Origin of the sequence: Bifidobacterium avesanii, assembly GCF_009299475.1 — a bacterium.
Lineage (GTDB): Bacteria > Actinomycetota > Actinomycetes > Actinomycetales > Bifidobacteriaceae > Bifidobacterium > Bifidobacterium avesanii.
Map to the genome: position 1 here is coordinate 314,096 of NZ_WBSN01000001.1, position 24,619 is coordinate 338,714.

Genomic DNA, 24,619 nt, shown 5'->3' on the forward strand with positions numbered 1-24,619 from the left:
CCGGCATGGCAGTTCTACGCGCAAAACTGCCTTCCGTTGAGATTGAAAGCCCATCCCCGTCGGAACGCCAACGGCATTTCCGATTTGTGCGGTCGATTCAGGCCCTACGCCGGATAGCCGCCCTGTCATTCCGGCAAAATTCCGGCATCGCCATCCAGCGAAACCGGTCTTTTCGACCACACAAATCGAAAGTACGCGGCTACGTAGCCAACGTCAATCGTTCTTAACCGTCTCGGAAGGGTTCGTTACGGAAGCTTGGAAGGGTTTCCCACCGCTCGGGCGGTCTCAGCCGCCGCGGCAACCGCCGTTCCCCCTCTGCGCACTACCGGGGCCGCGCGTCGCTGATGCGCCGGATGGCCTCGCGGACGCCCCGCGCGCCGTCGGTCGCCACGTCCCCGCCAAATGCGCGGTGCAGCGTGAGCCCCTCGATCAGGGCGTCGAGCATCCGCGAGGTCTCCGGGTCGAAGAACCGCTTGAGTTCGGCGCGGCTGGCGGTCATCCACAGCTCGGTGATGTCGCGGTACGCCGGGTCGCGCGCGGCGAGGGTGTAGAGCTCCAGGGTGATGTTGAAGTCGCGCTGCGTGGCGAGCAGATCCTCCTCGACGTGCGCGGCGATCGCCTCGCGGGCCTCCTCGACCGACCCGGCGGCGCGCATGCGCTTGGCGAAGTGCGCGGCGGACGTTCTGGCGAACTGGTCGAACGCCTGATGGAGCAGGTCGCCCATGCCGTCGAAGTGGTAGGTCATCGAACCGAGCGGCACCCCGGCCGCGGCTGCCACCACACGGTGCGACGTGCCGGCCACGCCGCGTTCGGCGATCACGTCGAGGCACGCCTCGATGATGCGCTGCTTGCGCTCCGGATCGTATCGTCTGGTCGGCGCCTCCGCCGTGCGTTCCTCGGTCATGACAGCAACCATACGCGCCGATGGGTACATTCGTACCACACTGTCGTGTACACTCGTACGCATGACGGACATCCCAAGCACCACAACCGCAGCAACCGCAGCAAGCACCGCGACCACCGCCGCCACCATGAAGGAGCTCATGCTCGCCGGCGAGTACTACGTCAGCTCCGACCCCGAGCTCAACGCCGAACGCGAGCGCGCCAAGGACACGCTCTTCGACTTCAACGCCACCCGCCCCACCAAGCGCGCCGAGCGGGAGGCGCTCGTCCGCGGGTTCTTCGGCCACGTGGGCGCGAACTGCTGGATCGAGTCGCCGTTCAACTGCGATTACGGCTACAACATTTCGGTCGGCGACAACTTCTACGCCAACACCGGCTGCCGCATCCTCGACTGCGCGCGCGTCACCATCGGAAGCAACGTGTGGTTCGGGCCGAACGTGGGCATCTACACGCCCGAGCACGCGTTCGACGCGGCCGAGCGCACCGCCGGATGGGAGCACAGCCTGCCGGTGACGATCGGCGACAACGTGTGGGTGTGCGGCGGAGTGACGATCACGGCCGGGGTGACGATCGGCGCGAACAGCGTGATCGCCGCCGGGGCCGTGGTGATCGGCGACGTGCCCGCGGATTCGCTGGTCGCCGGCGTGCCCGCCCGCGTGATACGCCCGATCACCGAGGCCGACCGGCACGGGCTGCTCCGCTGAGCCGGCGGTAGGGCGGCAGAACGGCAGGACGGCAGAGCGGAGGAACGGCGGGACGGCGAAGCGGCAGGGGCATTGTCCCGCACGGCGGTAGACTGAATCGCGGCAAACCGGCAGGGGCTACGACGCATTGCGCGCCGACCGGAATCAGCTGGATCACATCTCGTAGAAACACCGGGGGCACCATGTCTTCTTCCGCTCAGTCTTCCGCGCAATCCTCCGCGCAACCACAACCGCAGCCGCGGCCACGGCCGTCCGTTCGGCAGTCCAAGCGCGCGTACATCCCGATCGTCGTCATGATGGTCGGCAGCTTCACCGCCATCCTCAACCAGACGCTCATGACGTCCGCCCTGCCGCATCTCATGCGCGAGTTCGGGGTGACGAGCAACACCGCCCAGTGGCTGAGCACCGGGTTCATGCTCACGAACGGCATCATGATCCCGGTCACCGCGTTCCTCATCCAGAAGTTCACCACGCGCCAGCTGTTCTTCTACGCGATCGGCATGTTCCTGTTCGGCACGCTGGTGTGCACGTTCGCGCCCGGCTTCTGGGTGCTGCTGCTCGGGCGCATCCTGCAGGCCACCGGCGCCGGCATCGTGATGCCGCTGCTGCAGACGGTGCTGTTCATCACGTTTCCGCCGGACAAACGCGGCACGGCCATGGGCTGGTTCGGTTTGGTCATCGCGTTCGCCCCGGCTCTGGGCCCCACCCTGTCCGGCCTGATCATCGACTTCCTGCCGTGGCGTTTCCTGTTCGTCCCGCTCATCGTGATCGCGGTGGCGGTGCTGGCCGCCGCGGTGCCGACCGTGAACAACGTCACCACGCAGACCGACCCGACCATCGACGTGCCGTCCGTCATCCTGTCCACGCTGGGCTTCGGCGGGCTGCTGCTCGGCTTCAGTCTGGCCGGACAGAACGGCTGGGGCGCGCCGCAGACGCTCGGCTCGCTCGCCGTGGGCACCGTGACGCTGGCCGCGTTCATCCACCGGCAGCTGCACCTCGACCAGCCGATGCTGAACTTCCGCGTGTTCGCCAAGCCCATGTTCACGCTGTCCATGGTCCTCGTGGTGCTGGTGTTCGTCACGTTCATCTCCGCCATGAACATCCTGCCCATGTTCATCCAGAACGCCATGGGGCTCACGGCCCTCCAGTCCGGCCTGCTGCTCATGGGCGGCGGCGTGGCCGAGGGCGTGTTCAATCCGGTCGCCGGCCGCCTGTTCGACCGGATCGGCATCCGGCGCATCGCCCCTCCCGCGATCGCGGTGATCGCCGTGGCCGCGTTCGCCCTGTCCCGCATGGGCGCCGACGTGCCGGTGTGGTATCCGGCCGTATTCTTCACGCTCATGATGGCCGGCGTGGCGTTCTGCCTCATGCCGCTGACCACCACGGCCCTGAACCAGCTCACCGGCCCGCTCATCCCCCACGGCACGGCGATGAACAACACGCTCCGCCAGACGATGGCCGCGATCGGCATCGCCGTCAACTTCACGGTCATGACCACGAACACCTTGCCGGCCTCCGCGGCCGGGTCGGCGCAGGCCGGGCTCGCGCACGGCGTGGATGTGGTGTTCGCCCTGGCCACCGGCGTGTCCGTTCTTGCCTTCGCGCTGTCGTTCCTCGTGCGCGACGGCGAACGGGCCGGCAAGCCCGCGGCCAGGCGCGGCGGCGAATCCACCGCCCGACGCTGAGACAGATCCCGCGGGCCGATCCCCGCATCTCCGCGAACGATGCCGACGCACGCCGTCCCCCCGCGCCACGCCACGCCGCACTATGATTGGCAACGCAAAATCACGGCACGGCGAACGGAGATCGGTTACATGGACAACGCGGCGAGGCGGGCGCAGGGACTGCCCTACCACTACGACGACCCGAGCATCATGGACGGGCAGCTCGAGTATCAGGAGAAGCTCTGGGAGTTCAACCAGACGCATCCGACGGACGTGGAGGGCAAGGCGAGGCTCCTCAAGGAAATGTTCGCCGAGATCGGCGAGGGGTGCCACGTGGAGACGCCGGCGCACGCGAACTGGGGGTTCCGCCACGTGCGCATGGGCCGGGGCGTCTACTGCAATTCGAACTTCACGTGCGTGGACGACGGCGACATCACCATCGGAGACTGGTGTATGTTCGGGCCCAACGTGGTGATCGCGACCGCGGGTCACCCGGTGCTGCCGGTGCTGCGCGAACACCATTACGTGTACGCGATTCCGGTGACGATCGGGCGCAACGTGTGGGTGGGCGCGAATGTGACGATTCTGCCGGGGGTCACGATCGGCGACGACTGCGTGATCGGCGCCGGCTCGGTCGTCAGCCACAGCATCCCGGCCGGTTCGGTGGCGTACGGGGCGCCCTGCGAGGTCGCACGCCCGATCGGCGAGAAGGACCGGGAATTCTACTTCAAGAACCGTCGCCTCGACGTGTGGGACTGAGCCGCCAAGGCGACGGCGGTCCGGGGCCGCTCAGGCGAAGGACTTGTAGGCCTCCGGGTCCACGGGCTCGAGCCATTCGTTGCTCGCGCCCTCGGCCTTGGGCATGATCGCCACGTGCGCGAACGCCTCGGTGGGCGCGGCGCCGTGCCAGTGCTTGGTGTCCGGCGGGATGTACGCCACGTCGCCGGGCCTGAGCTCCACCGGCTCATGACCCTCGATCTGGTAGTAGCCGCGGCCGCCCACCGCGAGCAGGATCTGGCACACGCCGTGGTGGATGTGCCAGTGGTTCGCGCAGCCCGGCTCGAAGGTGACGTTGGCCACGCTCACCCGGTCGTCGGCCGCCAGCGGCGCAAGATAGCTCCGGCCCTCGAAGTACTGGGCGTAGGCGTCGTTTGGCTGTCCAAGGGGAAATGCGCTCGGATTGTCCATGATCGTTCCTTTCGTAGCGTTCCGGCGCGCAAAACGCGTCGATGGCTACGACGCTACGAACTTCAAGCGCTCGAAGTCAACCCATTCGGTCCAATTTGCGCCCCTCCAACGGCAGCTTGGACCGACCGGGCGCTTTTGGCGCGCTTCACGGGCCCGATTATCCGCCGATCGGTCCAAGTTGCGCTTCCGGGTGCGCAGGTTGGACCGATCGGGCAACCCGGCCGCCAGCCGCCGACCGTCAGGCCGCGCGCTTGCGGCAGCAGACGACCGTCATGGCGAGTCCGGCCGCCGCCACGCCGGCCATGGCGAGGAACGCGATCGAAACGCCGGCCGGATCGTCCCCGCACGCCACCATGACGGCCACGAACACGGCCGAGCCGAGTGCGCCGGCGATCGTCCTCAGCGAGGTCAGCAGGGCGCTCGCGTCGCTGGCGTACCGGCGCTCCACCGAGGCGAGGCCCCACGTCGCGGCGGGCATCATGACCATGGAGACGCCCACGGAGCGCACGGCGAACACGGCGGTCACGTACCAGATGGGCGTGGACGCCGTGAGGAACCCGAATGCCAGCGTGGTGGCGAGCAGGATGGCCATGCCTCCGATCGCAAGCGGGCGGATGCCGAACCGGTCGAACACGCGCCCGGTGACGGGGCTCGCCAGGGCCATGACGAGCGATCCGGGCATCATGACCAGCGCGGAGACGGTGACCGAGGCGCCGGCCATGCGCTGCAGGTAGATGGGCAGGATGGTGGACGCGGCGATGAGCACCGCGTACAGGACCATGCTGAGGACGACGGCCACGGTGAAGTCGCGCGTGGCGAAGATGCGCAGTTCGAGGAACGGCTTGTCGATGCGGAACTGCCGGACGGCGAACAGCGCGAGGCAGATCAGACCGACCGCGAGTGCGCCGGCCACGCCGAGGCTGAGGAACGGTCGCACGCCGAGGTCGCTGAAGCCGAGCTGCAGTCCCACGAATCCGAACGCGCTCAACAGGAACGAGGGGACGTCGAGCCGGGTGGACGCTGAGGTCTCCAGCACGTTGCGCATGATCGGGAATGCGAGGAGCAGCACGGCCGCGGAGATGCCGCCGGACACCCAGAAGATCGACTGCCAGCCCCACCGGTCCACCATGACGCCGGAGATGGTGGGCGCGATCACGGGCGCGGCGGACACGGCCAGCCCGTAGAAGCCCATGGCCGTGCCGACGCCGGATTTGGCGAAGAGGGCGAGGATGATGACCTGCGTCATGGACAGCGAGATGCCGCTGCCGAGCGCCTGCACCACGCGCGCGGCCATGAGCAGCGGGAAGGTGCGCGAGGCGGCCGCGAAGAGGAGCCCGGCGGCGAACAGCGCGAGGCCCGTGAGGAACAGCGGGCGGGTCGGGAAGCGCTTCATCATGAACGCGGTGGCCGGGATCGTCACGCCCATGGCGAGCGAGAATCCGCTGGTGAGCCAGTTGCCGAGCACCGCCGAGATGCCGAGGTCGCCCATGATGGCCGGCAATGCGGTCGTGAGCGAGGTCTGCGCGAACGCGCCCGCGATGCACGCCGCGAGCAGCACCGCGAAGATGGCCGTGCGGCGACGGTCGGTGATGGCTGGTTCATTGTTCATGCGCGTCCCTTCGATGATTGCCTCCTTCCCCTGTTTCAGGCCCAAGCCCGTCGCCGTAGCGTAGCTTCGCCCATGGCCTTTTCATGCCGGCGGACACCGGTGACGTCGTTGAGCGCCCTCTCGTCCTCCACGACCAGGATTCTCGTCATTGTGCACCTTCCGCCCGTTCCGCAGGGGCGATTCCATGTCGGCCCCACTATACCGGCGGATGTCCGGGATCATGGCCCAGCCATGGCCGCGATAGACTGGGCCGCAACCGGGACTTGAACGAGGAGGCCGGCCATGGAGCTGCGGGTGTTGCGCTATTTTCTGGCGGTGGCCGAGGAAGGCAACATCACGTGGGCCGCACAACTGCCGCGCATCTCCCGGCCCACGCTGTCGCGCCAGTTGCGCAGGCTTGAGGAGGCGCTCACGAACCGCTGACGGCCGGGCGGCGCGTGCGGCGGTCCTGCACGAGCAGCCACGCGCCCACCGGCAGGGTGAGCACGCCGGCCACGACGAAGATCAGGGCGATGGACACCACGTCCGCCAGCGGCGCGAACACCGCCATGCCCAGCGGCATCGCGAACGTGGCGAGCGTGGTGTCGAGCCCGAAGACGCGGCCGGTCATCGACTCGTCGGATTCGGACTGCAGGATGGTGCGCATCGGTCCCACGCACACGGCGGAGGCGATGCCGTTGAGCACGTCTGCGATCAGATAGGCCAGCAGCCCCGGCGCGACGCCGAGCCCCACCACGGTGACGGCGTAGGCCACGACGCCCCATGCGGCCACGCGCATGGGGTTGCGGATGATCCGCGCGCCCACGCTGGACATGAACGCGCCGCCGAGGAGCATGCCGATGCTCCAGCCGAGCTCGTTGGCGGCGAGCTTGTCCGACGCGGTGGTGAGGTTCACGAACCAGAGGTCCAGATCGACGCCCTCGTATTCGCGTGCCATGAGCAGGAGCGTGAGGTTCATGGGCGCCACGGAGATGAGGCAGACCATCGCGTCGGAGAGGATCACGGCCTTGAGGCGCGCGCGGCCCATCACATAGGCGAATCCGGCCCTGAGGTCGGCGAACGCGCGGCGGACGCTGGCGGCGATCGATTTGTCATCCGTCTGACCGGTCGGCGCGGTTTCGGCGTTTCCGGCGGCCGTCGTGACCGCCTTGCGAGGCGGCTTGATAAGGGCCACGAACCCCACGCCGATCACGGCTGTGGTCACGTCCACCAGCAGGATGGACCACAGCGGCACCACGTTGATGAGCACGGCGGCGACGGCGGGCGCGGCGATCATGTTGGCCGAGTTGATGACGCTGAAGATCGAGTTGACGCGCAGCAGCCTGCCGGTGGGCGTCACATCAGGGATGAACGACTGGACGGCCGGCGACTGCACGCCCGAGCCGGCGGATCGGATGAACAGCACCACGAAGATGAATCCGAGGCTGGCCCACCCCTTGGCGAAGGCGATGGACAGCAGCACCGTCACGCCGGCGATGAGGAGGTCGGGCAGCATGATGAGCAGCTTGCGGTTGTGGCGGTCGGCCCACGAACCGCCGAAGATCGACACGACGCCCTGCGGCAGCACGCCGAACAGCGTGGCCATGAGCAGGGCCGAGCCGGACTGCTCCTGCAGCACGATCCACCACCAGATGGCGTACTGCACGATGCTCGAACCCAGCAGGGAAAACGCCTGACCGGTGAGCAGCAGCGCCACGCGGCCCTTCCATCCGGGGTCGACCGTCTGCGGCACGGGCTGCGGCACGGTCTGCGATTCCATTGCGCGCTCCTCTCTGTTCAACAGCCATCCATATTGTCCCATATTAGGACAATTGTCAATTCGGGAAGGAACCCGCCGTCCTGAGCGAAGCGCAGCGGAGTTGAAGGATCCCTGAATTTGCAAGAGAAACATTAAGAATCTTTCAACTCCGACTTACCACCTCCGCCCAGAATGGCCAGAGAAAGGCCCCTCACACTCTGGCTTCGCCCAGACGCCGGCGGAATTCGCGGCCGAACACCTCCATGCCGCGCACCATCGCGTCGCGCAGGGCCGGGTCGAGCCCGCTCATGGCACGGTATTCCGCGGCGCGCTCCGGCGCGATCATCGCGTTGCAGTACCGCCGCCCCTCCTCGGTGAGTCGCACGGCCTTCACGCGCCGGTCCCCCTCCGACTCGGCAAGCCGCACATACCCCTGCTCCACGAACGACGAAACCACGTTGTTGACGGTCTGCCGCGGCAGCATCGTATATTCGCAGATCGCCTTCTGGGAGGCGCCGTCATGGTCGTACAGATAGTCGAGCACGCACAGGGCACTGGCCGGCAGACCGACGCGACGCCCATAGTCGGCATACGCCACGTCGATGCGGTGCAACTCGTCGAAGAACCGGTCCAGCCGCTCCGAAATCAGCGCCTCGTCCGCCATGTCGTCCCCTTTCGTTGACTGTCTCATATAGGGACAATCATATGAGGGAAGCTCGGGACCCGGAAATCCACGCGCGCCGTCAAAGCATCGAGGGGTGCGGCATCGCCTGTCACGCTACCATTGATGCAACGGCGGTCCCGCCGCATCCCACCATGCAGAGGAGCATTCCCATGAAGACTTTGGTTCTCGTGTTCCACCCCGATCTCACCCGCTCCAACGCCAACGCGGCGCTGGTCAAGGCGGCCGGGGAACCGCACGCCGAGGCCGGCGACATCACCGTGCGCGACGAGTACGCACTCTACCCGGACGGCGCCATCGACGTGGAGGCCGAGCAGCGGCTCGTCGAGGAGCACGACCGCATCGTGCTGCAGTTCCCGCTGTACTGGTACTCATCCCCCGCGCTGCTCAAGGAATGGGAGGACAAGGTGCTGGCCTTCGGCTGGGCGTACGGTCCGAACGGCACCGCGCTCGAAGGCAAGGAGATCATGGTCGCCACCACCGCGGGCGGGCCCGAAACCGAGTACCAAACGGCGGACAACGGGGCCACCATGGACGAGGTGCTCTCCCCGTACCGCATGATGGCCCGATACACACACGCCGTGTGGCTCAGGCCGTTCGTCGTCTTCGAGTCGATGGAGCTCTCGGACGAGGCGCTGGCCGAGGCCGGGCGCCGCTACCGGGAGGCGCTGCTCGCCGAGTGAGGCGTTCCGCAGACGGTTCGCGGAACGGCAAAACGCATCCGGAAAACGGAAACGGTGGACGGTTGTCCGTACCACGTACATACGCCGTACGGACAACCGCCCACCGTGCTCAACGGGTCACCGAAGCTGCCATCGCCGTTCCGCCGCCCGTCACTCCGGGCTCTTCAGCGCGCCGACCATGTCGATGCGGTCGAGCGAGCGGTTGGTGGCGCGGCTCACCAGCCACGTGAACAGGAACGCCAGCGCGGCGGCGGCCACGTAGCAGTACCATTCCACGTTCGGCACGATGTTCATGCCCGGCAGGTCGAGCTTGCCCACGAGGAAGCCCAGCAGCACGCGCCCGCACGGCAGGCCCAGCGCGACGCCGATCGCGGAGAGCAGCAGGATCTCCTTGTTCACGTACCCGTGCACCTCGCGGCGGCGGAAGCCCAGCACCTTGATGGTGGCGAGCTCGCGTTCGCGTTCGGAGATGTTCGTGCTGGCGAGCGTGTAGAGCACCACCACCGCGAGGACGGCGGCCATAACCACGATGAAGCCGATCATAACGAAGAAGATCATGAAGCTCTTCGAGAAGTCGCGCTCCTGCTTGGCGGAGCTCGTCACCGTCAGGTACATGTCCTCGCCGGCGAGCCGGTCGGCGAAGGCGATCCGCTCGTCCTCGTCCCCGGAAACGAGGACGAGGTCGGCATTGGGCGCATAGTCGGCGTCGAACGCCTTCTCGTAAGTCGACTGCGTCATGAATACCACGTTGCCGGTGTAGTACTGCGCCACGCCGGAGACCGTGACGGTCGCGGTGTTGGCGAGCGCGTCCGTCACGTCCAGAGAGCCGCCGTCCGCGAGGCCCAGCACCTTGGCGGCGTTGGCGGTCACCACCACGCCGTCGTCGTTCAGCGCGATCGGAGCGCCGGCCGCCGTATGCAGGTGAATGTAGCCGTCGAGCGACCGCCCGTCGGGGACGACCATGAGCTGCGCGGTGACCTTTCCGCCGCCATCACCATCACCATCGTCCGATGCGGACAGCGTGGCGGAACCGAGCTGCAGCGGCAGCGCGCCGGTCACGTCGCCGTCCGCGTCCAGTTCATCCTGCGCCGCGTCATGGTCGGCCACCTTGGTGACGGCCATCACGTCGTATGCGGCGATTTCGGTGTGCTGTCGCGGCATGAGGGTCAGCGCGGACGTGCCCATGCCGAATCCGGCGGTCATGAGCGCGGTGCAGCCGAGCACGCCGACGATCACCATGAGCGCGCGGCTCTTGTAGCGGAACAGGTTGCGCGCGGTCACCTTGCCGAGAAAGCTCAGGCGGTTCCACACGAATCCGACGCGCTGCAGCGCGATCGTCCTGCCGGCCTTCGGCGCCTTGGGACGCATGAGCTCGGCGGGCGGAAGGCGCAGCGAACCGGTGCAGGCGGCCATCGCGCAGCCGGTGACGGCCACGACGAACAGCGCCACGCCGCCGACGGCGAGCCGCCAGTCCACGAGCAGCGGGTAATGCGGCAGCACGTAGATGCGGCTGATGAGCCGGCGCGTGAACACGAACGGCAGACCGGCCAGTCCGAGCAGGTCGCCGAGCAGCCCGCCGGTCAGGCTGGCGACGCCCGCGTAGAGGAAGTACTTGAGCATGGTTTCGCGGCGCGTGTAGCCGAGCGCCTTGTACGTGCCGATGAGCCCACGGTCCTCCTCCACCATGCGCGCGACGGCGGTGAGGCTCACCAGCAGCGCGATGACCAAGAACAGCGCAGGGAACAGCGTGCCGAGGCGGGCGATCATCTCGCTTTGGGTCTTGACGTCGGCGTAGCTGGTGACGGCGGTGCGGTCGCGGATGATCCATTTCGCCTCCGGCATGGCGTCCGCCTTGTCGCGGATGGTCTTCTCCGCGTCGGCGATCTTCGCCTCGGCGGCGGCCTTGGCGGGCAGGCCATCCGGCAGCGCGTCCGCCTTGGTCTTCTGCTCGTTCACCGCCTCCATGGCCTTGTCGTAGGCGGCGTCGCGCACGGCCGTGGTGCGCGCGGCCTCGCGATCGGACCGGATCATCCCGATGGCCCGGTCGGCCGAGCCGACCAGCGCGAGGTAGTCGTCGTCGTACGTGTTGAGCGCTGCCGCTCCGGAGACGGTGACGACGGCGGACGTGTAGGGCGCGTCTTCGGCGGCCACGGCGGGCGCGGCGACGAACATCGGATAGACGGTTTTGGCGCCGGAGACGAGGGCGAGCGGGCCGGACGGGTTCACGATGTCGTTCGGGTCGATGACGACGCCGACGATCGTGTACTCGCCGTCCCCGAACGTGGCGGAGGTTCCCTCCGCGGCGTTCCCCGCTGCGTCCTCCGAGAACGTCAGCCGGTCGCCGACCCGCTTGCCCGATTCGTCGAGGTACTGCCGGGTGACGGCGATTTCGTGCGCGGATTCGGGCAGACGCCCTTCGGTGAGGTACGGGCGGTCGGTGCCGCGGTCGTTCAGGGCGGTCACGGTGGCGGAGGCCTGTTTGCCGCCCACCTTGGTGGTGGCGCTCGCGGTATGCACGCCGGCCGCGTCCGCCACCCCGTCCACGCCTCGCAGGGCGTCGATGTCGGCGTCGTCGAAGCCGAGCGTGGAGATGATCGACACGTCGTGCATGTTCGTCTTGTCGAAGAAGTCGTCGAGCCCGCCGCGGATGTCCCTGCCGACGGAGTTGAGACCGCACATCATCATCACGCCGACGGCGCAGATCACCACGATGGCGGCGAAGCGCCTGCCGTTGCCGGTGACCGCGCGCCAGGCGTCCTTCCACAGTACGGTTTTCCCCGCGCGCCGGGTCATGTGATTCGTCTGGGTCATGTCAGCCTCCTACCACTCGATGTCCGCGATGGGCGTCGGGTGCTCGTTGGCGGTGATTTCGGTGACCTTGCCCGAGCGGAAGCGGATCAGGCGGTCGCCCATGGGAGCCAGGGCCGAGTTGTGGGTGACGAGCGCCACGGTGATGCCGTGTTCGCGGCAGGAGTCCTGCAGCAGCTGCAGGATCTGCTTGCCGGTGTTGTAGTCGAGCGCGCCGGTCGGCTCGTCGCACAGCAGCAGCTTGGGGTTCTTGGCGAGGGCTCGGGCGATGGAGACGCGCTGCTGCTCGCCGCCGGAAAGCTGCGCCGGGAAGTTGTTCAGGCGGTCGCCGAGACCGACCTTGTTCAGCGTCTCGCGTGCGTCGAGCGCGTCCGGGCAGATCTGGCTGGCGAGCTCCACGTTCTCCAGCGCGGTGAGGTTGGGCACGAGGTTGTAGAACTGGAACACGAATCCCACGTCGAAGCGGCGGTAGTCGGTGAGTTCGGTCTCGCTGGCGGCGGTGACGTCCCGGCCTCCCACGCGCACGGTGCCGGACGTGGCGCGGTCCATGCCGCCGAGGATGTTCAGCGTGGTCGACTTGCCGGCGCCGGACGCGCCGAGGATGACGGCGAGCTCGCCCTTCTCGATGTCGAAGCTGGCGTGGTCGAGCGCCCTGACGGCGGATTCGCCGCTGCCGTATTGCCTTACGACGTCATGAAATTCAAGAAATGCCATGATGGTCCCTTCGTGTCCGTTGGTCATCCGTTGTGGATTGTCTGCCTCAGGCGATGCCCGATCATATTCATCAGGCTGTCGAATAAAAATCCTCAATATTCGATATCCTGTCGGGTTTCGCCCTTCATGAAAAAAATGGACGGTTTGACGGGTTTAGAGTGGGACCATCGGGATCACCGCACGGAGAGACGGGAGGAACATGGGACGCCCCAAGGCGAACGACGCGTCGGCGCCGCAGCGAATGCGGGACACGTTCTGGAAACTGCTCGCGGACAAGCCGTACGCGCGCATCACGGTCAGCGACGTCACGCGCGAAAGCGGGCTCAACCGCAGCGCCTTCTACTACCACTACGCGAGCATCGCCGAGCTGGCCGACGACGCGATCGCCGCGATCTACGACGACCCGACCATCATCGCGTTCATCGTGAGCATGATCCGCAAGCCCGACGACAAACTGTTCGACCGGGCCGAATACTTCATCGCCAGCAACCAATACCGGGACATGCTCAGTCGCGTCTCCCTGATCGCCGGCCCCCACGGATCCACCGGGCTGGTCCGCCAGTTCAAGGACTTCATCGAGGACACCTGGCTCAAACTGCTCGGTGTGGATCGCGACGCACTTGACCAAGGCCAGCGGATCACGCTCGAGTTCGCGGCGAGCGGCATTCTGGGGGCGATCGGCGCGGGAATGGCACTCACCCCGGAGACCGCGACCGCGCTGCGCCGTTCGCGCACACCGGAGCTCATTTCGCAAATGGTCAATTCCCTGCGCACGCCGGCGGCGCCCGAAGCCGGCGAGAAATAGTTTGTATGCAAACTAAAAAGTGGTAGCATGGCCTCGATCGCGCGGAATGGAACCGCGCACGGGGAGACATCATGCTGGACGACGAACTGCACTTCCTGCTGCTCAGGGCCTTCAACCATTCCAACCGGCGCATCGACGAGGCCATCCGGCGCATCGGGCTGCTGCCCGGCCAGCCGAAGATACTGGAATGCCTCAACGAGCGGGACGGGCGCACCGCCAAGGAGATCTGCGACGAGTGCATTCTCGACAAGTCCACCATGACCGGCCTGCTCGCCCGCATGGAGGCCCGCGGACTGGTCCGCCGCGAGGCGCACGAAACCGACCGCCGCTCCTACCGCGTGTTCCTGACCGACGCCGGGCGCGCCCGCATGCCCGAAATCCGGAGCATCATGGACGGCACCGACCGGGCGGCCACCAAGGGCATGACCGACGAGGAGCGCAACGCGCTGCGCGAGGGGCTCAGGCGGGTCATCGCCAATCTGGAGGCGGAATGACCATGCAGCGCACGATTCGCATGCCGCACATCGCCAAGCGCGTGCTGTCGCTGCTCGTCGGCCTCGCCGTTGAATCCTTCGGCATCGCGCTCATCACCAAGAGCAACCTCGGCACGTCGCCGATTTCCAGCATCGCATGGGTGTTCGCGCTGCGATTCCCGCAGATCAGCTTCGGCGTGACCACGTTCGCCATGAACGTGGCGTTCGTGGTGTTGGAGATCCTGCTGCTGCGCCGCGACTTCCATCCCATCCAGTTCCTGCAGCTGGCGGTCACGTTCTGGTTCAGCGCAACCTTGGACGCGAGCATGATGCTGCTGGCTTGGTTCTCGCCGGACGCCTGGCGGCTCCGGACGATCGGTCTGCTGCTCGGCTGCTTCATATTGGCGCTCGGCATCTGCATGGAGGTGGCGCCGGGGCTCATCATGGTGCCCGGCGAAGGCGCGGTGAGGGCCCTGCAGATCGTGACCAAGGCGCGGTTCGGCACGCTCAAGGTGTGCTTCGACGTGTCGCTGATCGTCATCGCCACGGCGCTGTCGTTCGTCTTCTTCGGCCGGCTCAACGGCCTCGGCATCGGCACGGTCGTCGCGGCCGTCATCACCGGTCAGATCGTGAACTTCCTCAACCGGCACATGCGCTTCGTCGCCCCGACCGACCCTGCGCAAAAGGCCCGCTGACCAGCTCGGCGGACGGTTGCAAACGCCAAGCTCCCAAACTGCGGGCTCCGCGCACCGCGCAGCCGCCGCCATCGGGCTGAGCAAACCCACGACCCCCCTGCACCAAACCGGTCAAACACACGAAGCTTCCCAAACTCGCGGGCCGAAAAGGACGAAATCCGCTCTTCCGAGCGTCAAAAGGACGCCATTGCGGGGGTTTGGCGCTTGGAAGAGCGATTTCGTCCTTTCCGGCCCGCAATGTCCGCTTATTCGGATGACCGCACGCCCACATGCCCGCAAGGCCGCACCACCATGTGGCAAGCCGTTGCCGTGGTAAACGACACTTTCGCCAAGCGCGAAATCTGTTCCCTTGCGCCCTCTCGTTTGCGAAAGTGATACAGGAAAACATATCTCACATCGAGATATTTCAGATAAGCCAAACGAAAAGAAACGTAAAGAGGAGAACAATCATGAAGACTCTGGTGCTCGTGTTCCACCCGTCCCTGAACGGCCAGTCGAACGTCAACGCCGCGCTGGCCAAGGCGGCCGGCGCGCTGGACAACGTGACCGTGCGCGACGAGTACGCCCTGTACCCGGACGGCAAGATTGACGTCAAGGCCGAGCAGGCCGCCGTGGACGCCGCCGACCGCGTGGTGTTCCAGTTCCCGCTCTACTGGTTCTCCTCCCCCGCACTGCTCAAGCAGTGGGAGGACGACGTGCTCGAGCACGGCTGGGCGTACGGCTCCGAGGGCCACGCGTTCGAGGGCAAGGAGTTCGCCGTCGCCGTGTCCACCGGTTCCCCCGAGTCGAAGTACCAGCCGGAGGGCGACAACAAGTTCACCATCGACGAGGTCCTCGTCCCGTTCCAGGGCACGGCCAACCACATCAACGCCACGTGGGTCAAGCCGTTCGTGACCTTCGGCTCCTTCGGCATCTCCGACGAGGCGCTGGCCAAGCAGGTCGAGGCCTACAAGGCGTTCCTCGCCAAGTAGTCGGGCAGACATGCGGCGCGGTCGCGAATTTGCGGCCCGTCACGAAAAACCAAAAGTCCGGACTTCCGCTCGATCACGGAAGTCCGGACTTTTTCCATTCGCCGTTAGCGGTTCGGTTTTATTCCCGATCGTCCCTCGCCAGATCGGCGGCGCCGATGATGCCCGCATTGCCGCCGGCCCTGGCCTCCACGATGCTGGCGTGCTGGCGGTACATACTGGCCTGCAGATGCCGGTTGAACGCAGTGGCGGCGGGGCCGAGCAGCATGTCGCCGACTTCGGCCACGCCACCGCCGATGACGAAGGTGTCGGGATCCAGCACGGCGGACAGGTCGGCCATGAGCCGGCCAAGCCAGTCACCCAGACGGCTGAACGCCTCGATGGCGGTGGGATCGCCCTCACGGGCGGCGTCGCGCACCATGGGGCCGATGAGCTTGCTCCTGTCGTAGTCGCACGCCTCGAGCAGGTGGGTCGACTGGTTGGGCTGGCGCCTGGCCGCCGACCATGCGAACCGCTCCAGCGCCGATCCGGACGCATACTGCTCCGCGCAGCCGAACAAACCGCAGCCGCAGGCCTCGCCGTCGGGGACCATGATGATGTGTCCGATCTCGCCGGCCATGCCAAACGCGCCCCTGACCAGATGACCGCCCACGATGATGGCCCCGCCGACGCCGGTGCCCACGGTGATCATGATCATGTCGCGGGAGTCGCGCCCGGCACCGAAGCGGTATTCGCCCCATCCGGCCGCGTTGGCGTCGTTCTCGACGACCACCTTGACGCCGTCGCCGATCAGGTCCTCGATGGCGTCCGCGAGCGGGTACTGGTTCCATGCGGGCAGGTTCGCCGCAAAGCTGACCGTGCGCCGGTCGGACGCGATGTTGCCGGCCGCCGAAATGCCGATGGCCTTGATGTCCCCCTCGCCCTTGCACCGCCGGTAGATGTCCGCCACGGCGGCGTTGATGTCGGCGGCGTTCTCCGGCGTGGGCACGCGCTGCAGGCAGCGGATATTGCCTTTCTCGTCGCAGATGCCTCCGGCGATCTTCGTGCCGCCGATATCAATGCCGAGTGTTTCCATGACTGATTGTTCTCCTTTGATGTACGACGCGACGCCGCTCAGTGGTTGCGGATGGCGTTGCGCAGGGGCAGGACGCTGGTGGGCGAGACGGACAGCTCGTCGAGGCCGAACTCGAGGAACGTGTCGGTCAGGCTCAGGTCGGCGCCGAGCTCTCCGCAGATGCCGCACCAGATGTTGTGACGGTGCGCGGCCTCGGTGGCCATGCGGATCATGCGCAGCACGGCGGGCGAATGCGGGTCGGCGAAGCGCCCGAGGTTCGGGTTCTGCCGGTCGCAGGCCAGCGTGTACTGGGTCAGGTCGTTGGTGCCGATGGAGAAGAAGTCGACTTCGGCGGCCAGCTCGTCGGCCATGATGACCGAGGCGGGCGTCTCGATCATGATGCCGACCTGAATGTGCTCGTTGAAGTCGATCTTCTCGCCGCGCAGCTCCTCCTTGACATCCTCGAGGATCTTCTTGGCGTCGCGCACCTCCTGCACCGAGGTGATCATGGGCAGCATGATGGCGATGTTGCCGTACACCGAGGCGCGCAGCAGGGCGCGCAGCTGGACCTTGAAGATCTCCGGGCGGGTCAGGCAGATGCGGATCGCGCGGTAGCCGAGGGCGGGGTTGCTCTCATGCTCCAGATTGAAGTAGCCGACCTGCTTGTCCGCGCCGATGTCGAGCGTGCGGATGACGACGAGGCGGTCGCCCATCTTCTGCGCGACCTCCTTGTACGCCTCGAACTGGAACTCCTCGGTCGGGTAGTCCTCGCTCTCCAGGTACAGGAACTCGCTGCGGAACAGGCCGATGCCCTCGGCGTCGTTGGCCAGCACGGCGGTCACGTCGGAGGGCCGTCCGATGTTGGCGTACAGGCGGACCTTCTGCCCGGATTTGGTTTCGGTGGGCTTGCCCTTGAGCTCCTGCAGCAGGCGCAGGTGTTCCTCGTACTTGGCCTTCTTGCCCCGGTACTCGGTCAGCGTGGCCTCGTCCGGGTCGACGAACACCTTGCCGCTGGTGCCGTCGATCACGGCGGCATGGCCGTCGTCGTCCGGGTCGAAGGCGTCGCCGATGCCGATGATGGCGGGCAGGCCCATCGTGCGGGCGAGGATCGCGGTGTGCGAGTTCGCGGAACCCTTGGCCGTCACGAAGCCGAGTACCTTGGAACGGTCCAGCTGCACGGTCTCGCTGGGGGCCAGATCCTCGGCGAGGATGATGTGGCTGTCGCCGCCGCCCTGCGCGGCGCCTTCGCCCTTGCCCTCGAGCACGTTGATCACGCGGCGGGAAACATCCTTGACGTCGGCGGCGCGCGCCTGCATGTAGGAGTTGTCCATCGCGGCGAACATGGCGGAGAACTGCTCGGCGGTGCTGTTGACCGCGAATTCGGCGTTCACCTTGCTCTGCGTGATCAGGTCCTCGATGCTCTCCACGTAGTCCGGATCCTGCAGCATGAGCTGGTGGGTGTCGAACAGCTCGGCCTTGCCCTCGCCGAACTCCGCGGCGGTCTTGTCGCGCAACTGCTTCAGCTGCTCGACGGCCGTGTCGCGGGCCGCGCGGAAGCGCTCCACCTCGGCCTTCGGATCGTCGACCACACGACGCTCCACGGCGTGGTCGGCGGTGTCAAGCACGCTGATCGCACCGATGGCAATGCCCGCGGAGACCCCAACGCCCTGTATCGTCTTCATCACAGATTCTCCTTGAGGAACTGCTCGAGTTCGGGCGCGGCCTTGGCCTCGTCGTTGCCCTGCACCTTGACGGTGACCTCGTCGCCCTGCTTGACGCCGAGCCCCATGACGCCGAAGATGCGCTTGGCGTCCACGGACTTGCCGTCGCGGGTGATGATGATGCTCGACTCGTATTCCTGGGCCTTGGCGACCAGCTGGCCGGCGGGACGGGCGTGCATGCCCGCGGGGTCGGATACGGTGAATGTGAATTCCTGAGACATGATGATTCCTTTATGCGTTTGATGCGTTGCGCTTGAAGCGCCTTGTATACGTGCTGTGGTTTACAGCTGTTCGCCGTTGGTGGCGATGACCTTCTGATACCAGCCGAAGGATTTCTTGCGGCGGCGTTCGAAGGTGCCGTGGCCTTCGTCGTCGGCGTCGACGTAGATCAGCCCGTAGCGTTTCTTGAATTCGCCGGTGCCGAAGCTGACCAGGTCGATGCAGCCCCACACGGTGTAGCCCATGACCTCCACGCCGTCGAGGTCGATGGCTTTGCCGACCTGTTCGATGTGGGCGCGCAGGTAGTCGATGCGGTCGTCGTCGTCGATGGTGCCGTCCGGGTTGACGGTGTCGTATGCGCCGTAGCCGTTCTCCACGATGAAGATTGGCTTGCGGTAGCGTTCGTACAGGACGCTCAGCGCGTAGCGCAGGCCGACGGGGTCGATCTGCCAGCCCCATTTGGTGGCGGGGATATACGTGTTGCGCACCACGCCGGCGATGCCGGAGTCGAAGTCGCCGGGAGTGGAGTCGTCGGCGGACAGGGCCATCGACATGTAGTAGCTGATGGAGATGAAGTCGACCGTGCCCTCGGCGATGGCCGTCTCGTCTCCAGGCTCCATGTGAGGGGTGATGCCCTCGCGGGCCCACATGTTCCTCGCGTAGTTCGGGTATTCTCCGTTGACGTACACGTCGCCGAATACGAGCCGGTCGCGCATGGCGACTTCGGCGCGCATCACGTCGTCGGGGTTGCAGGTGGCCGGGTAGATCGGCACGATGGCCAGCATGCATCCGATCCGGAAGTCGGGGTTGATTTCATGGCCTCGTTTGACGACCAGGGCGCTGGCGACGAACTCGTTGTGCACGGCCTGCCAGACCTTGCGTTTGCGCTCGTGGATCGTGTCCGTCTCGGAGAACCGGATACCGGAGTCGGTGTAGGCGAAGATCGGGTTGTCGAGGTTCATCTGGTTGTTGACCTCGTTGAAGGTCAGCCAGTACTTCACCTTGGTCCTGTAGCGTTCCATGACGGTGAGCGCGAACTTGACGAACAGGTCGATGAGCCTGCGGTCGGTGAATCCTCCGTATTTGAGGCTCAGGTTGAGCGGCATCTCGAAGTGCGAGAGCGTCACGACCGGTTCCATGCCCTTGGCCTTGAGGTCGTCGAACAGGTCGTCGTAGAACTTCAGTCCGGCCTCATTGGGCTCGTCCTCCTCGCCGTTAGGGAAGATGCGAGACCAGGCGATGGAGGTGCGGAAGCATTTGAAGCCCATTTCCTGGAACAGCGAGTCGTCGCCGCGGAAGCGGTGGTAGTAGTCGTTACCCCAGTGGTTCGGGTAGATCTTGCCGGTCTCGACGTTATCGGTGATCTGCCGGGGCACGCCGTGCGCGCCCGCGGTCATCACGTCGGCGATGGATACGCCTTTGCCGTCTTCGTTCCACGCACCTTCGAGCTGGTGGGCGGCCACTGCGCCGCCCCACAGAAAGTTGCTTGGGAAACCCATGTTGTGTTCCTTTTCCTGATAAGTCCTGTGGGTCAGTTGATCTTCTTGTACAGCGCGATGAGCTCGTTGACCAGCAGTTTGACGGTCTCCGCGGCCATCATCTGGTCCTCGACGTGCGTCATGAGCAGGCTGACCTCGATCTTCTCGCCGGACGCCTCGCGCTGTACGAGGTTGGTGTGCAGGTCGTGGCCGGTCGCGAAGCTCTGGTCGCCGCTCTTGATGAGCTCGTCGGCCTTGTCGTATTTGCCGGCCTTGGCCGCCTGCAGCGCTTCGATGTAGTCGGATTTGGCGCTTCCCGCGGCTGTGATCATCTGGAAGCAGAGGGTCTCCCAGTCGAAGTCCTTGTTGTCTTCTGCCATTGTTACCACCCTTGGTTCGTTCGTTTGGTTGTCGGTTGTCTGTCTGTTGGTGCCGGGTTACTTGGCGTCGGCGATGGCGATGGCGTGTTCGAGCACCTTGTCGCCGCGCACCATGCCGTAGTCCTGCGGGTTGATGGCTTCGACCGGCTTGCCGGGCAGCAGCTTCTTGACGTGGTCGAGCTCGTAGCGCACCTGCGGGCCGAGCAGCACGGCGTCGGCGTTCGCGGCCTTCTCCTCGACCTCGGAGATCGGGTAGGCGTCGATTTCGGCCTCGATGCCCTTGGCCTCGGCGGCGGCGCGCATCTTCTTGACCAGCATGCTGGTGGACATTCCGGCGTTGCAGCACAGTACGATCTTCATGGTGTTTTCCTTTCAGTGGGCCCCACACCGATCGTGGGGCGGTTGGTTGTTATGGGTGTATTGAGTGTTGATTAAGGAGGGGCCCGGCAAGGGTGGTTGCTCGTACCGGGCTCCCATGTCATCCGACCATTGCCGATCGGAAGAGTTGGGCCGTTCGATGCGGCGTCTCAGGCCTTGGCCGCGGCGGCGGCCGTCTCGATGTCGGCGTCGTTGGCGGCCTGTTCGGCGACCCACGCCTGGTCCTGCTTCTTGACGAACGGCAGGTAGACGACCACGGAGATCACGAGGATGATGAGCTGGATGAGCGCTGCCTTCCAGCCGCCCAGCAGGAAACCGGAAATGATCACCGGGGTGGTCCACGGCACCTGAACGGCGCCGAACGGAGGCATGAAGCCGATGTACATCGCACCATAGGTGATGATCATGGCGATCAGCGGGACGACGATGAACGGAATCAGGAAGAACGGGTTGAACACGATCGGCAGGCCGAAGATGACCGGCTCGTTGATGTTAAACAGGCCGGGCACGACTGACAGCTTCGACATTTCCTTCATCTGGCTGGACTTGGCCACGATCAGGCCGGCGATGAGTAGGCCGAGGGTGATGCCGGTGCCACCGAACTTGACGAAGCAGTCGACGATCTGCGGGGTGAGAATGTGGCCGCCGTCAGCGGTGGTCACGGCCTTGCCGGCGTCCATGAGGGCCTGGTTGGCCACGGAGTTGGCGGTCAGCAGCGGGGCCATGATGCCCATGACGACGTTCGGACCGTGAATGCCGCACCAGAAGAGGATGGAGATGAGCAGGGTGATGATGATCGCGCCGGCCCAGTTGTCGGTGAGGTTCTGCATCGGGGTCTGCAGGATCTTGAAGATGAGTTCGGTGAAGCTCACATCGCCGAACACCTGGCACAGGTGGTAGATGGCCGCGGAGCCGAGCACCACGAAGAAGCCGGGGATCATAGCGGAGAACGCGTTGGACACACCTTCGGGCACGGAATCGGGCAGCTTGATCTTGAGGTTGTGCTTCATGCACTTGACGAACACCAGGCCGGACAGCAGACCGACGATGATGGCGGTGATCACGCCGTTGCCACCGGTCCACGAGGTGGAGATTGCGTTGGACACGGAGGCGGTGGTGCCGTCTGCGAGGGCGTCGACTGTGTCATGGTCGATGCTCAGCGACGACGGCGAGAGAATGAAGAAGGCGACCAGGGCCAGCAGGCCGGAGGAGATGCCGTCTTCCTTCTCGTTGCGCGCGTAGGCGTAGCCGATGCCGACCGCGATGATGATGGCCAGGATGTTGAACGTTCCGGCGGACACCTGATTCAGACCGATGTTCCACTTGTCGGTCAGCAGATTGTCCATGAAGTCCGTATAGCCTTCGAACGGCAGGTTCGCAAGCAGCAGGAACAGCGAACCCACCAGGGTGGCCGGCATCGTGAGCACGAAGCCGTCCTTCAGAGCGGTGACCGCCTTGGTCGTCGCGAATTTCATGAAGCCGTTGAGCAGTTTGTTGCCGAACTCCTTCATTCTCGTCCTCCTTTGGACCGATTGATGTCCCCGGGCCGGCGCCCTTGTCGCCAGCCCGATTCCCTTTTTGTAGCTAGTCATTCGGATGAATAGGCAACATCCGAATGACTTATCTAGAATATACGATAGTCGTTCGGTTGTGTCAAATTCATTCGAATGATTTTTAGATACAGTGTGTCGCCTTCCTAAAGGGCGTCGCGGGGCACTGCGCAGCCCCGCGCGCACGAGGGTCTTACTTCAGGTCGGCGAAATTAAAAAACGTAGCCTTCTTGTAGTGGTAGTAGACCGTGCCGGCGTTGAACATGCGGCCGCTGGCCAGATAAGCGTCGTCCTCGACCACCAGGGCGGGGTCCCCAACCGACAGACCAAGGAGGTCGGCCCGGCCGTGATCCAGCTCGCGCGCGTATATCAGCTTGTCCGCGAACCCCGTGCTCAGCCCCAAATCCTCGCGAATGTACGCATAGATGGAGCCGCTGGCGATCTCCTCGCTGAGGTACGGCACGAACTCCTTGAGATACAGGGCGTACTCGATGGCGAACGGTTCGTCGTCCAGCAGACGCAGGCGCGAGACGCTGTAGACCTTGGCATCGGCGGCGCACTTGAGACGCGCAGAGTCTTCTCCCGCCTCGCGCTGCTCCAGCTTGATCAGCTTGGAGGACACGGAATGGCCGGGGAACTCCGAAGTCATGCCCCTCGTGCCGTTGATGTTGAGGCACCCCTCCCGCCTGTTCTCCCGCACGAACATGCCGCTGCCCTGTACCGGGTACACGTCGCCGAGCTCGGCCAGCAGGGAGATGGCATTGCGCACACAGTATCGGGTCGCGCCGAACTGTTCCATGAGCTCGGGCTCGGTGGGCAGCTTTCCCGTGTCGCGGTATTTGCCCTTGTCGATCTCCACCTTGAGAATCTTCGCCAGTTCACGATACTTCATATGACATGCCCTCCGAAATCGCATCATCCAGCCGCGCCACATCGCCGCAGCACACATAATCCATATTATCGCATGACTCATATTCATTCGAATTACAGACACATCCATCACCCACAATTGCATGATTCATTCGAATGAATTATTCTTAGGGAACACCATCCACAGTTCAGACGCTGATGTCGACATTCCATAGGAGAGTACGCGCATGAGAAAGCCCACGCTAGTGTTCATAGACATTGACGGTACGCTGCTGGACAGCAGCCACCGCATTCCCGATTCCGCACGAGAGGAATGCTGCCGAGCGCAACGGGCCGGCCATCGACTGTTCATTTGTTCGGGCCGTGCGGCGCTGGACATCGATCCGCCGGTCCTCGAACTTGGGTTCGACGGCATCGTATCCGACGGTGGCGCATGCGCCGAGCTGGACGGCGAGACCGTCATCGACGAGCGCATGCCCGACGAATCCGTCCGCATGGCGACCTCGTTCTTCAACACGCACGGCATGCCCTACGCCTGGCACTGCCCCGACGGCATGCACGCCACCGTACAATACCTGTATCGGTCGGGCATCGGGAAGAAACTGCTGAGATATCCCCGCATGCACGATGGCCTGCACGCCATCGCCGATCCCTCCGTCCCCTTGCAGGCGGTTCGCAAAGGCACGTTCTATATTCCGGAAGACGGCAGTCTCACCGTGAAGGACGTACGTCGTGAGCTCGCCGGATATGCCACCATCATCCACGGATCGCTCAACGCCGCCAGCAACGACAACGGCGAGATTCTCATCCCCGGCGTGAACAAAGGCACCGCGCTCGTGCAGGTAGCGCAACGACTCGGAGTGCCGTTGTCGGACACGATTGCCATTGGCGACAGCGATAATGACCTCGAGATGATCCAGGACGCCGGCATCGGCGTGGCAATGGGCAACGGCACAGCAAGTGTCAAAGCCGTGGCCGACATGGTTGCACCAAACGTCAACAACGACGGTCTGGCGGCTGCGCTGCGTCAATTGCTCCGCTGAACACGCCGCGGTAGCGTCCCTAGGCCCGTTCCCGGATATTGGAATGACCCGGAAGGGAAAACAAAATAGCCCGGAGGGGGAATCCCTCCGGGCCAAACACGAATAATTTGCGGCGGCGTGCTACTCTCCCGCACCCTATCGAGTGCAGTACCATCACCGCGCCAGGCCTTAGCTACCGGGTTCGGAAAGTAAACCGGGCGTCACCCCTGGGCCATGACCACCGCAAAACCAAACACCACCAACCCCGAAGGATCAATGGGGGCGGCGGTCCGGGAACCGGAAAGCGGACGCG

General features: G+C 65.2%; 25 protein-coding genes and 1 rRNA gene. 10 read left to right on the forward strand and 16 right to left on the reverse strand.

The window, feature by feature from the left end; genetic code table 11:
* Window positions 1-322 precede the first annotated feature (322 nt).
* Complete coding sequence (locus DSM100685_RS01425; RefSeq protein WP_152349585.1) at window positions 323-904, reverse strand: TetR/AcrR family transcriptional regulator; 582 nt, start codon at window positions 902-904, stop codon at window positions 323-325.
* A gap of 61 nt (window positions 905-965) precedes the next feature.
* Between DSM100685_RS01425 and DSM100685_RS11060 the strand changes: the two genes are divergently transcribed.
* The 3 genes from DSM100685_RS11060 (at window position 966) to DSM100685_RS01440 (ending at window position 4,030) form a co-directional block, all read left to right on the forward strand.
* Entirely contained in the window at window positions 966-1,607 is a 642-nt protein-coding gene (locus tag DSM100685_RS11060; RefSeq protein WP_204314185.1) for a sugar O-acetyltransferase, read from the forward strand.
* Between the two features lie 182 nt (window positions 1,608-1,789).
* The gene (locus DSM100685_RS01435) at window positions 1,790-3,292 is read left to right on the forward strand and encodes an MDR family MFS transporter (RefSeq protein WP_152349586.1); all 1,503 of its coding nucleotides are present in this window, start codon (window positions 1,790-1,792) and stop codon (window positions 3,290-3,292) included.
* A 129-nt stretch (window positions 3,293-3,421) separates the two neighbouring features.
* Window positions 3,422-4,030: a sugar O-acetyltransferase gene (locus DSM100685_RS01440; protein WP_152349587.1), complete on the forward strand. Its 609-nt coding sequence runs from the start codon at window positions 3,422-3,424 to the stop codon at window positions 4,028-4,030.
* A gap of 30 nt (window positions 4,031-4,060) precedes the next feature.
* Here the strand turns inward: DSM100685_RS01440 and DSM100685_RS01445 are convergent, their stop codons facing one another.
* Together DSM100685_RS01445 and DSM100685_RS01450 are read right to left on the reverse strand one after the other, a co-directional pair.
* On the reverse strand, window positions 4,061-4,459 hold the full coding sequence (locus DSM100685_RS01445) for a cupin domain-containing protein (protein WP_152349588.1): 399 nt from the start codon (window positions 4,457-4,459) through the stop codon (window positions 4,061-4,063).
* Window positions 4,460-4,697: 238 nt separating this feature from the next.
* Window positions 4,698-6,068 carry a DHA2 family efflux MFS transporter permease subunit gene (locus DSM100685_RS01450; protein WP_152349589.1) on the reverse strand — a complete coding sequence of 457 codons (1,371 nt, stop codon included), beginning with the start codon at window positions 6,066-6,068 and terminating at the stop codon, window positions 4,698-4,700.
* 282 nt (window positions 6,069-6,350) lie between these two features.
* Between DSM100685_RS01450 and DSM100685_RS01455 the strand changes: the two genes are divergently transcribed.
* Window positions 6,351-6,491 (forward strand): LysR family transcriptional regulator, encoded by a 141-nt coding sequence (locus tag DSM100685_RS01455; protein ID WP_239512582.1) that lies wholly within the window; start codon window positions 6,351-6,353, stop codon window positions 6,489-6,491.
* Here the strand turns inward: DSM100685_RS01455 and DSM100685_RS01460 are convergent.
* Complete coding sequence (locus tag DSM100685_RS01460) at window positions 6,478-7,827, reverse strand: MFS transporter (protein ID WP_163200776.1); 1,350 nt, start codon at window positions 7,825-7,827, stop codon at window positions 6,478-6,480. The two genes, DSM100685_RS01455 and DSM100685_RS01460, sit on opposite strands and share 14 nt — an antisense overlap.
* 190 nt (window positions 7,828-8,017) lie before the next feature.
* Window positions 8,018-8,497 (reverse strand): MarR family winged helix-turn-helix transcriptional regulator, encoded by a 480-nt coding sequence (locus DSM100685_RS01465; protein ID WP_239512583.1) that lies wholly within the window; start codon window positions 8,495-8,497, stop codon window positions 8,018-8,020.
* A gap of 143 nt (window positions 8,498-8,640) precedes the next feature.
* Between DSM100685_RS01465 and DSM100685_RS01470 the strand changes: the two genes are divergently transcribed.
* Window positions 8,641-9,171 (forward strand): NAD(P)H-dependent oxidoreductase, encoded by a 531-nt coding sequence (locus DSM100685_RS01470; protein ID WP_152349591.1) that lies wholly within the window; start codon window positions 8,641-8,643, stop codon window positions 9,169-9,171.
* Between the two features lie 150 nt (window positions 9,172-9,321).
* Here the strand turns inward: DSM100685_RS01470 and DSM100685_RS01475 are convergent, their stop codons facing one another.
* Both DSM100685_RS01475 and DSM100685_RS01480 read right to left on the reverse strand, forming a co-directional pair.
* Window positions 9,322-11,982: an ABC transporter permease gene (locus DSM100685_RS01475; RefSeq protein WP_152349592.1), complete on the reverse strand. Its 2,661-nt coding sequence runs from the start codon at window positions 11,980-11,982 to the stop codon at window positions 9,322-9,324.
* 9 nt (window positions 11,983-11,991) lie between these two features.
* On the reverse strand, window positions 11,992-12,693 hold the full coding sequence (locus DSM100685_RS01480) for an ABC transporter ATP-binding protein (protein WP_152349593.1): 702 nt from the start codon (window positions 12,691-12,693) through the stop codon (window positions 11,992-11,994).
* A gap of 199 nt (window positions 12,694-12,892) precedes the next feature.
* Between DSM100685_RS01480 and DSM100685_RS01485 the strand changes: the two genes are divergently transcribed.
* The 4 genes from DSM100685_RS01485 (at window position 12,893) to DSM100685_RS01500 (ending at window position 15,637) form a co-directional block, all read left to right on the forward strand.
* On the forward strand, window positions 12,893-13,498 hold the full coding sequence (locus tag DSM100685_RS01485; RefSeq protein ID WP_152349594.1) for a TetR/AcrR family transcriptional regulator: 606 nt from the start codon (window positions 12,893-12,895) through the stop codon (window positions 13,496-13,498).
* Window positions 13,499-13,569: 71 nt separating this feature from the next.
* The gene (locus tag DSM100685_RS01490) at window positions 13,570-13,992 is read left to right on the forward strand and encodes a MarR family winged helix-turn-helix transcriptional regulator (protein ID WP_152349595.1); all 423 of its coding nucleotides are present in this window, start codon (window positions 13,570-13,572) and stop codon (window positions 13,990-13,992) included.
* Window positions 13,993-13,994: 2 nt separating this feature from the next.
* Window positions 13,995-14,666 (forward strand): YczE/YyaS/YitT family protein, encoded by a 672-nt coding sequence (locus DSM100685_RS01495; RefSeq protein ID WP_239512584.1) that lies wholly within the window; start codon window positions 13,995-13,997, stop codon window positions 14,664-14,666.
* A gap of 449 nt (window positions 14,667-15,115) precedes the next feature.
* A complete protein-coding gene (locus DSM100685_RS01500) occupies window positions 15,116-15,637 on the forward strand; it encodes an NAD(P)H-dependent oxidoreductase (protein WP_152349596.1) in 522 nt (173 codons plus the stop codon).
* 118 nt (window positions 15,638-15,755) lie between these two features.
* Here the strand turns inward: DSM100685_RS01500 and DSM100685_RS01505 are convergent, their stop codons facing one another.
* The 8 genes from DSM100685_RS01505 to DSM100685_RS01540 all read right to left on the reverse strand — a co-directional run bounded on the left by DSM100685_RS01505 (window position 15,756) and on the right by DSM100685_RS01540 (window position 23,306).
* Window positions 15,756-16,709, reverse strand: a complete 954-nt coding sequence (locus DSM100685_RS01505) for an ROK family glucokinase (protein WP_152349597.1) — start codon at window positions 16,707-16,709, stop codon at window positions 15,756-15,758.
* 38 nt (window positions 16,710-16,747) lie between these two features.
* Window positions 16,748-18,370: a phosphoenolpyruvate--protein phosphotransferase gene (gene ptsP / locus DSM100685_RS01510; protein WP_152349598.1), complete on the reverse strand. Its 1,623-nt coding sequence runs from the start codon at window positions 18,368-18,370 to the stop codon at window positions 16,748-16,750.
* Window positions 18,370-18,630 carry an HPr family phosphocarrier protein gene (locus DSM100685_RS01515; RefSeq protein WP_152349599.1) on the reverse strand — a complete coding sequence of 87 codons (261 nt, stop codon included), beginning with the start codon at window positions 18,628-18,630 and terminating at the stop codon, window positions 18,370-18,372. The genes ptsP and DSM100685_RS01515 overlap by 1 nt, the downstream gene beginning before the upstream one ends.
* 60 nt (window positions 18,631-18,690) lie before the next feature.
* Window positions 18,691-20,127: a 6-phospho-beta-glucosidase gene (locus tag DSM100685_RS01520; protein WP_152349600.1), complete on the reverse strand. Its 1,437-nt coding sequence runs from the start codon at window positions 20,125-20,127 to the stop codon at window positions 18,691-18,693.
* A gap of 32 nt (window positions 20,128-20,159) precedes the next feature.
* Window positions 20,160-20,486: a PTS sugar transporter subunit IIA gene (locus DSM100685_RS01525; RefSeq protein WP_033889656.1), complete on the reverse strand. Its 327-nt coding sequence runs from the start codon at window positions 20,484-20,486 to the stop codon at window positions 20,160-20,162.
* Window positions 20,487-20,543: 57 nt separating this feature from the next.
* Window positions 20,544-20,846, reverse strand: coding sequence for a PTS sugar transporter subunit IIB (locus tag DSM100685_RS01530; protein ID WP_034526368.1), 303 nt, complete (start codon window positions 20,844-20,846; stop codon window positions 20,544-20,546).
* A 167-nt stretch (window positions 20,847-21,013) separates the two neighbouring features.
* Window positions 21,014-22,375 carry a PTS sugar transporter subunit IIC gene (locus DSM100685_RS01535; RefSeq protein WP_152349601.1) on the reverse strand — a complete coding sequence of 454 codons (1,362 nt, stop codon included), beginning with the start codon at window positions 22,373-22,375 and terminating at the stop codon, window positions 21,014-21,016.
* A gap of 232 nt (window positions 22,376-22,607) precedes the next feature.
* A complete protein-coding gene (locus tag DSM100685_RS01540) occupies window positions 22,608-23,306 on the reverse strand; it encodes a GntR family transcriptional regulator (RefSeq protein WP_152349602.1) in 699 nt (232 codons plus the stop codon).
* Window positions 23,307-23,511: 205 nt separating this feature from the next.
* Between DSM100685_RS01540 and DSM100685_RS01545 the strand changes: the two genes are divergently transcribed.
* Window positions 23,512-24,327 (forward strand): Cof-type HAD-IIB family hydrolase, encoded by an 816-nt coding sequence (locus DSM100685_RS01545; RefSeq protein ID WP_152349603.1) that lies wholly within the window; start codon window positions 23,512-23,514, stop codon window positions 24,325-24,327.
* 107 nt (window positions 24,328-24,434) lie between these two features.
* Here DSM100685_RS01545 and rrf read toward each other — a convergent pair.
* Window positions 24,435-24,552, reverse strand: a 5S ribosomal RNA gene (gene rrf / locus DSM100685_RS01550).
* Between the last annotated feature and the right edge of the window lie 67 nt (window positions 24,553-24,619).

Bases quoted from the DNA above. Each gene is read 5' to 3' on its own strand.
- DSM100685_RS01425 (WP_152349585.1), bottom strand. From the start codon at position 904: ATGACCGAGGAACGCACGGCGGAGGCGCCGACCAGACGATACGATCCG.
- DSM100685_RS11060 (WP_204314185.1), top strand. From the start codon at position 966: ATGACGGACATCCCAAGCACCACAACCGCAGCAACCGCAGCAAGCACC.
- DSM100685_RS01435 (WP_152349586.1), top strand. From the start codon at position 1,790: ATGTCTTCTTCCGCTCAGTCTTCCGCGCAATCCTCCGCGCAACCACAA.
- DSM100685_RS01440 (WP_152349587.1), top strand. From the start codon at position 3,422: ATGGACAACGCGGCGAGGCGGGCGCAGGGACTGCCCTACCACTACGAC.
- DSM100685_RS01445 (WP_152349588.1), bottom strand. From the start codon at position 4,459: ATGGACAATCCGAGCGCATTTCCCCTTGGACAGCCAAACGACGCCTAC.
- DSM100685_RS01450 (WP_152349589.1), bottom strand. From the start codon at position 6,068: ATGAACAATGAACCAGCCATCACCGACCGTCGCCGCACGGCCATCTTC.
- DSM100685_RS01455 (WP_239512582.1), top strand. From the start codon at position 6,351: ATGGAGCTGCGGGTGTTGCGCTATTTTCTGGCGGTGGCCGAGGAAGGC.
- DSM100685_RS01460 (WP_163200776.1), bottom strand. From the start codon at position 7,827: ATGGAATCGCAGACCGTGCCGCAGCCCGTGCCGCAGACGGTCGACCCC.
- DSM100685_RS01465 (WP_239512583.1), bottom strand. From the start codon at position 8,497: ATGAGACAGTCAACGAAAGGGGACGACATGGCGGACGAGGCGCTGATT.
- DSM100685_RS01470 (WP_152349591.1), top strand. From the start codon at position 8,641: ATGAAGACTTTGGTTCTCGTGTTCCACCCCGATCTCACCCGCTCCAAC.
- DSM100685_RS01475 (WP_152349592.1), bottom strand. From the start codon at position 11,982: ATGACCCAGACGAATCACATGACCCGGCGCGCGGGGAAAACCGTACTG.
- DSM100685_RS01480 (WP_152349593.1), bottom strand. From the start codon at position 12,693: ATGGCATTTCTTGAATTTCATGACGTCGTAAGGCAATACGGCAGCGGC.
- DSM100685_RS01485 (WP_152349594.1), top strand. From the start codon at position 12,893: ATGGGACGCCCCAAGGCGAACGACGCGTCGGCGCCGCAGCGAATGCGG.
- DSM100685_RS01490 (WP_152349595.1), top strand. From the start codon at position 13,570: ATGCTGGACGACGAACTGCACTTCCTGCTGCTCAGGGCCTTCAACCAT.
- DSM100685_RS01495 (WP_239512584.1), top strand. From the start codon at position 13,995: ATGCAGCGCACGATTCGCATGCCGCACATCGCCAAGCGCGTGCTGTCG.
- DSM100685_RS01500 (WP_152349596.1), top strand. From the start codon at position 15,116: ATGAAGACTCTGGTGCTCGTGTTCCACCCGTCCCTGAACGGCCAGTCG.
- DSM100685_RS01505 (WP_152349597.1), bottom strand. From the start codon at position 16,709: ATGGAAACACTCGGCATTGATATCGGCGGCACGAAGATCGCCGGAGGC.
- ptsP (WP_152349598.1), bottom strand. From the start codon at position 18,370: ATGAAGACGATACAGGGCGTTGGGGTCTCCGCGGGCATTGCCATCGGT.
- DSM100685_RS01515 (WP_152349599.1), bottom strand. From the start codon at position 18,630: ATGTCTCAGGAATTCACATTCACCGTATCCGACCCCGCGGGCATGCAC.
- DSM100685_RS01520 (WP_152349600.1), bottom strand. From the start codon at position 20,127: ATGGGTTTCCCAAGCAACTTTCTGTGGGGCGGCGCAGTGGCCGCCCAC.
- DSM100685_RS01525 (WP_033889656.1), bottom strand. From the start codon at position 20,486: ATGGCAGAAGACAACAAGGACTTCGACTGGGAGACCCTCTGCTTCCAG.
- DSM100685_RS01530 (WP_034526368.1), bottom strand. From the start codon at position 20,846: ATGAAGATCGTACTGTGCTGCAACGCCGGAATGTCCACCAGCATGCTG.
- DSM100685_RS01535 (WP_152349601.1), bottom strand. From the start codon at position 22,375: ATGAAGGAGTTCGGCAACAAACTGCTCAACGGCTTCATGAAATTCGCG.
- DSM100685_RS01540 (WP_152349602.1), bottom strand. From the start codon at position 23,306: ATGAAGTATCGTGAACTGGCGAAGATTCTCAAGGTGGAGATCGACAAG.
- DSM100685_RS01545 (WP_152349603.1), top strand. From the start codon at position 23,512: ATGAGAAAGCCCACGCTAGTGTTCATAGACATTGACGGTACGCTGCTG.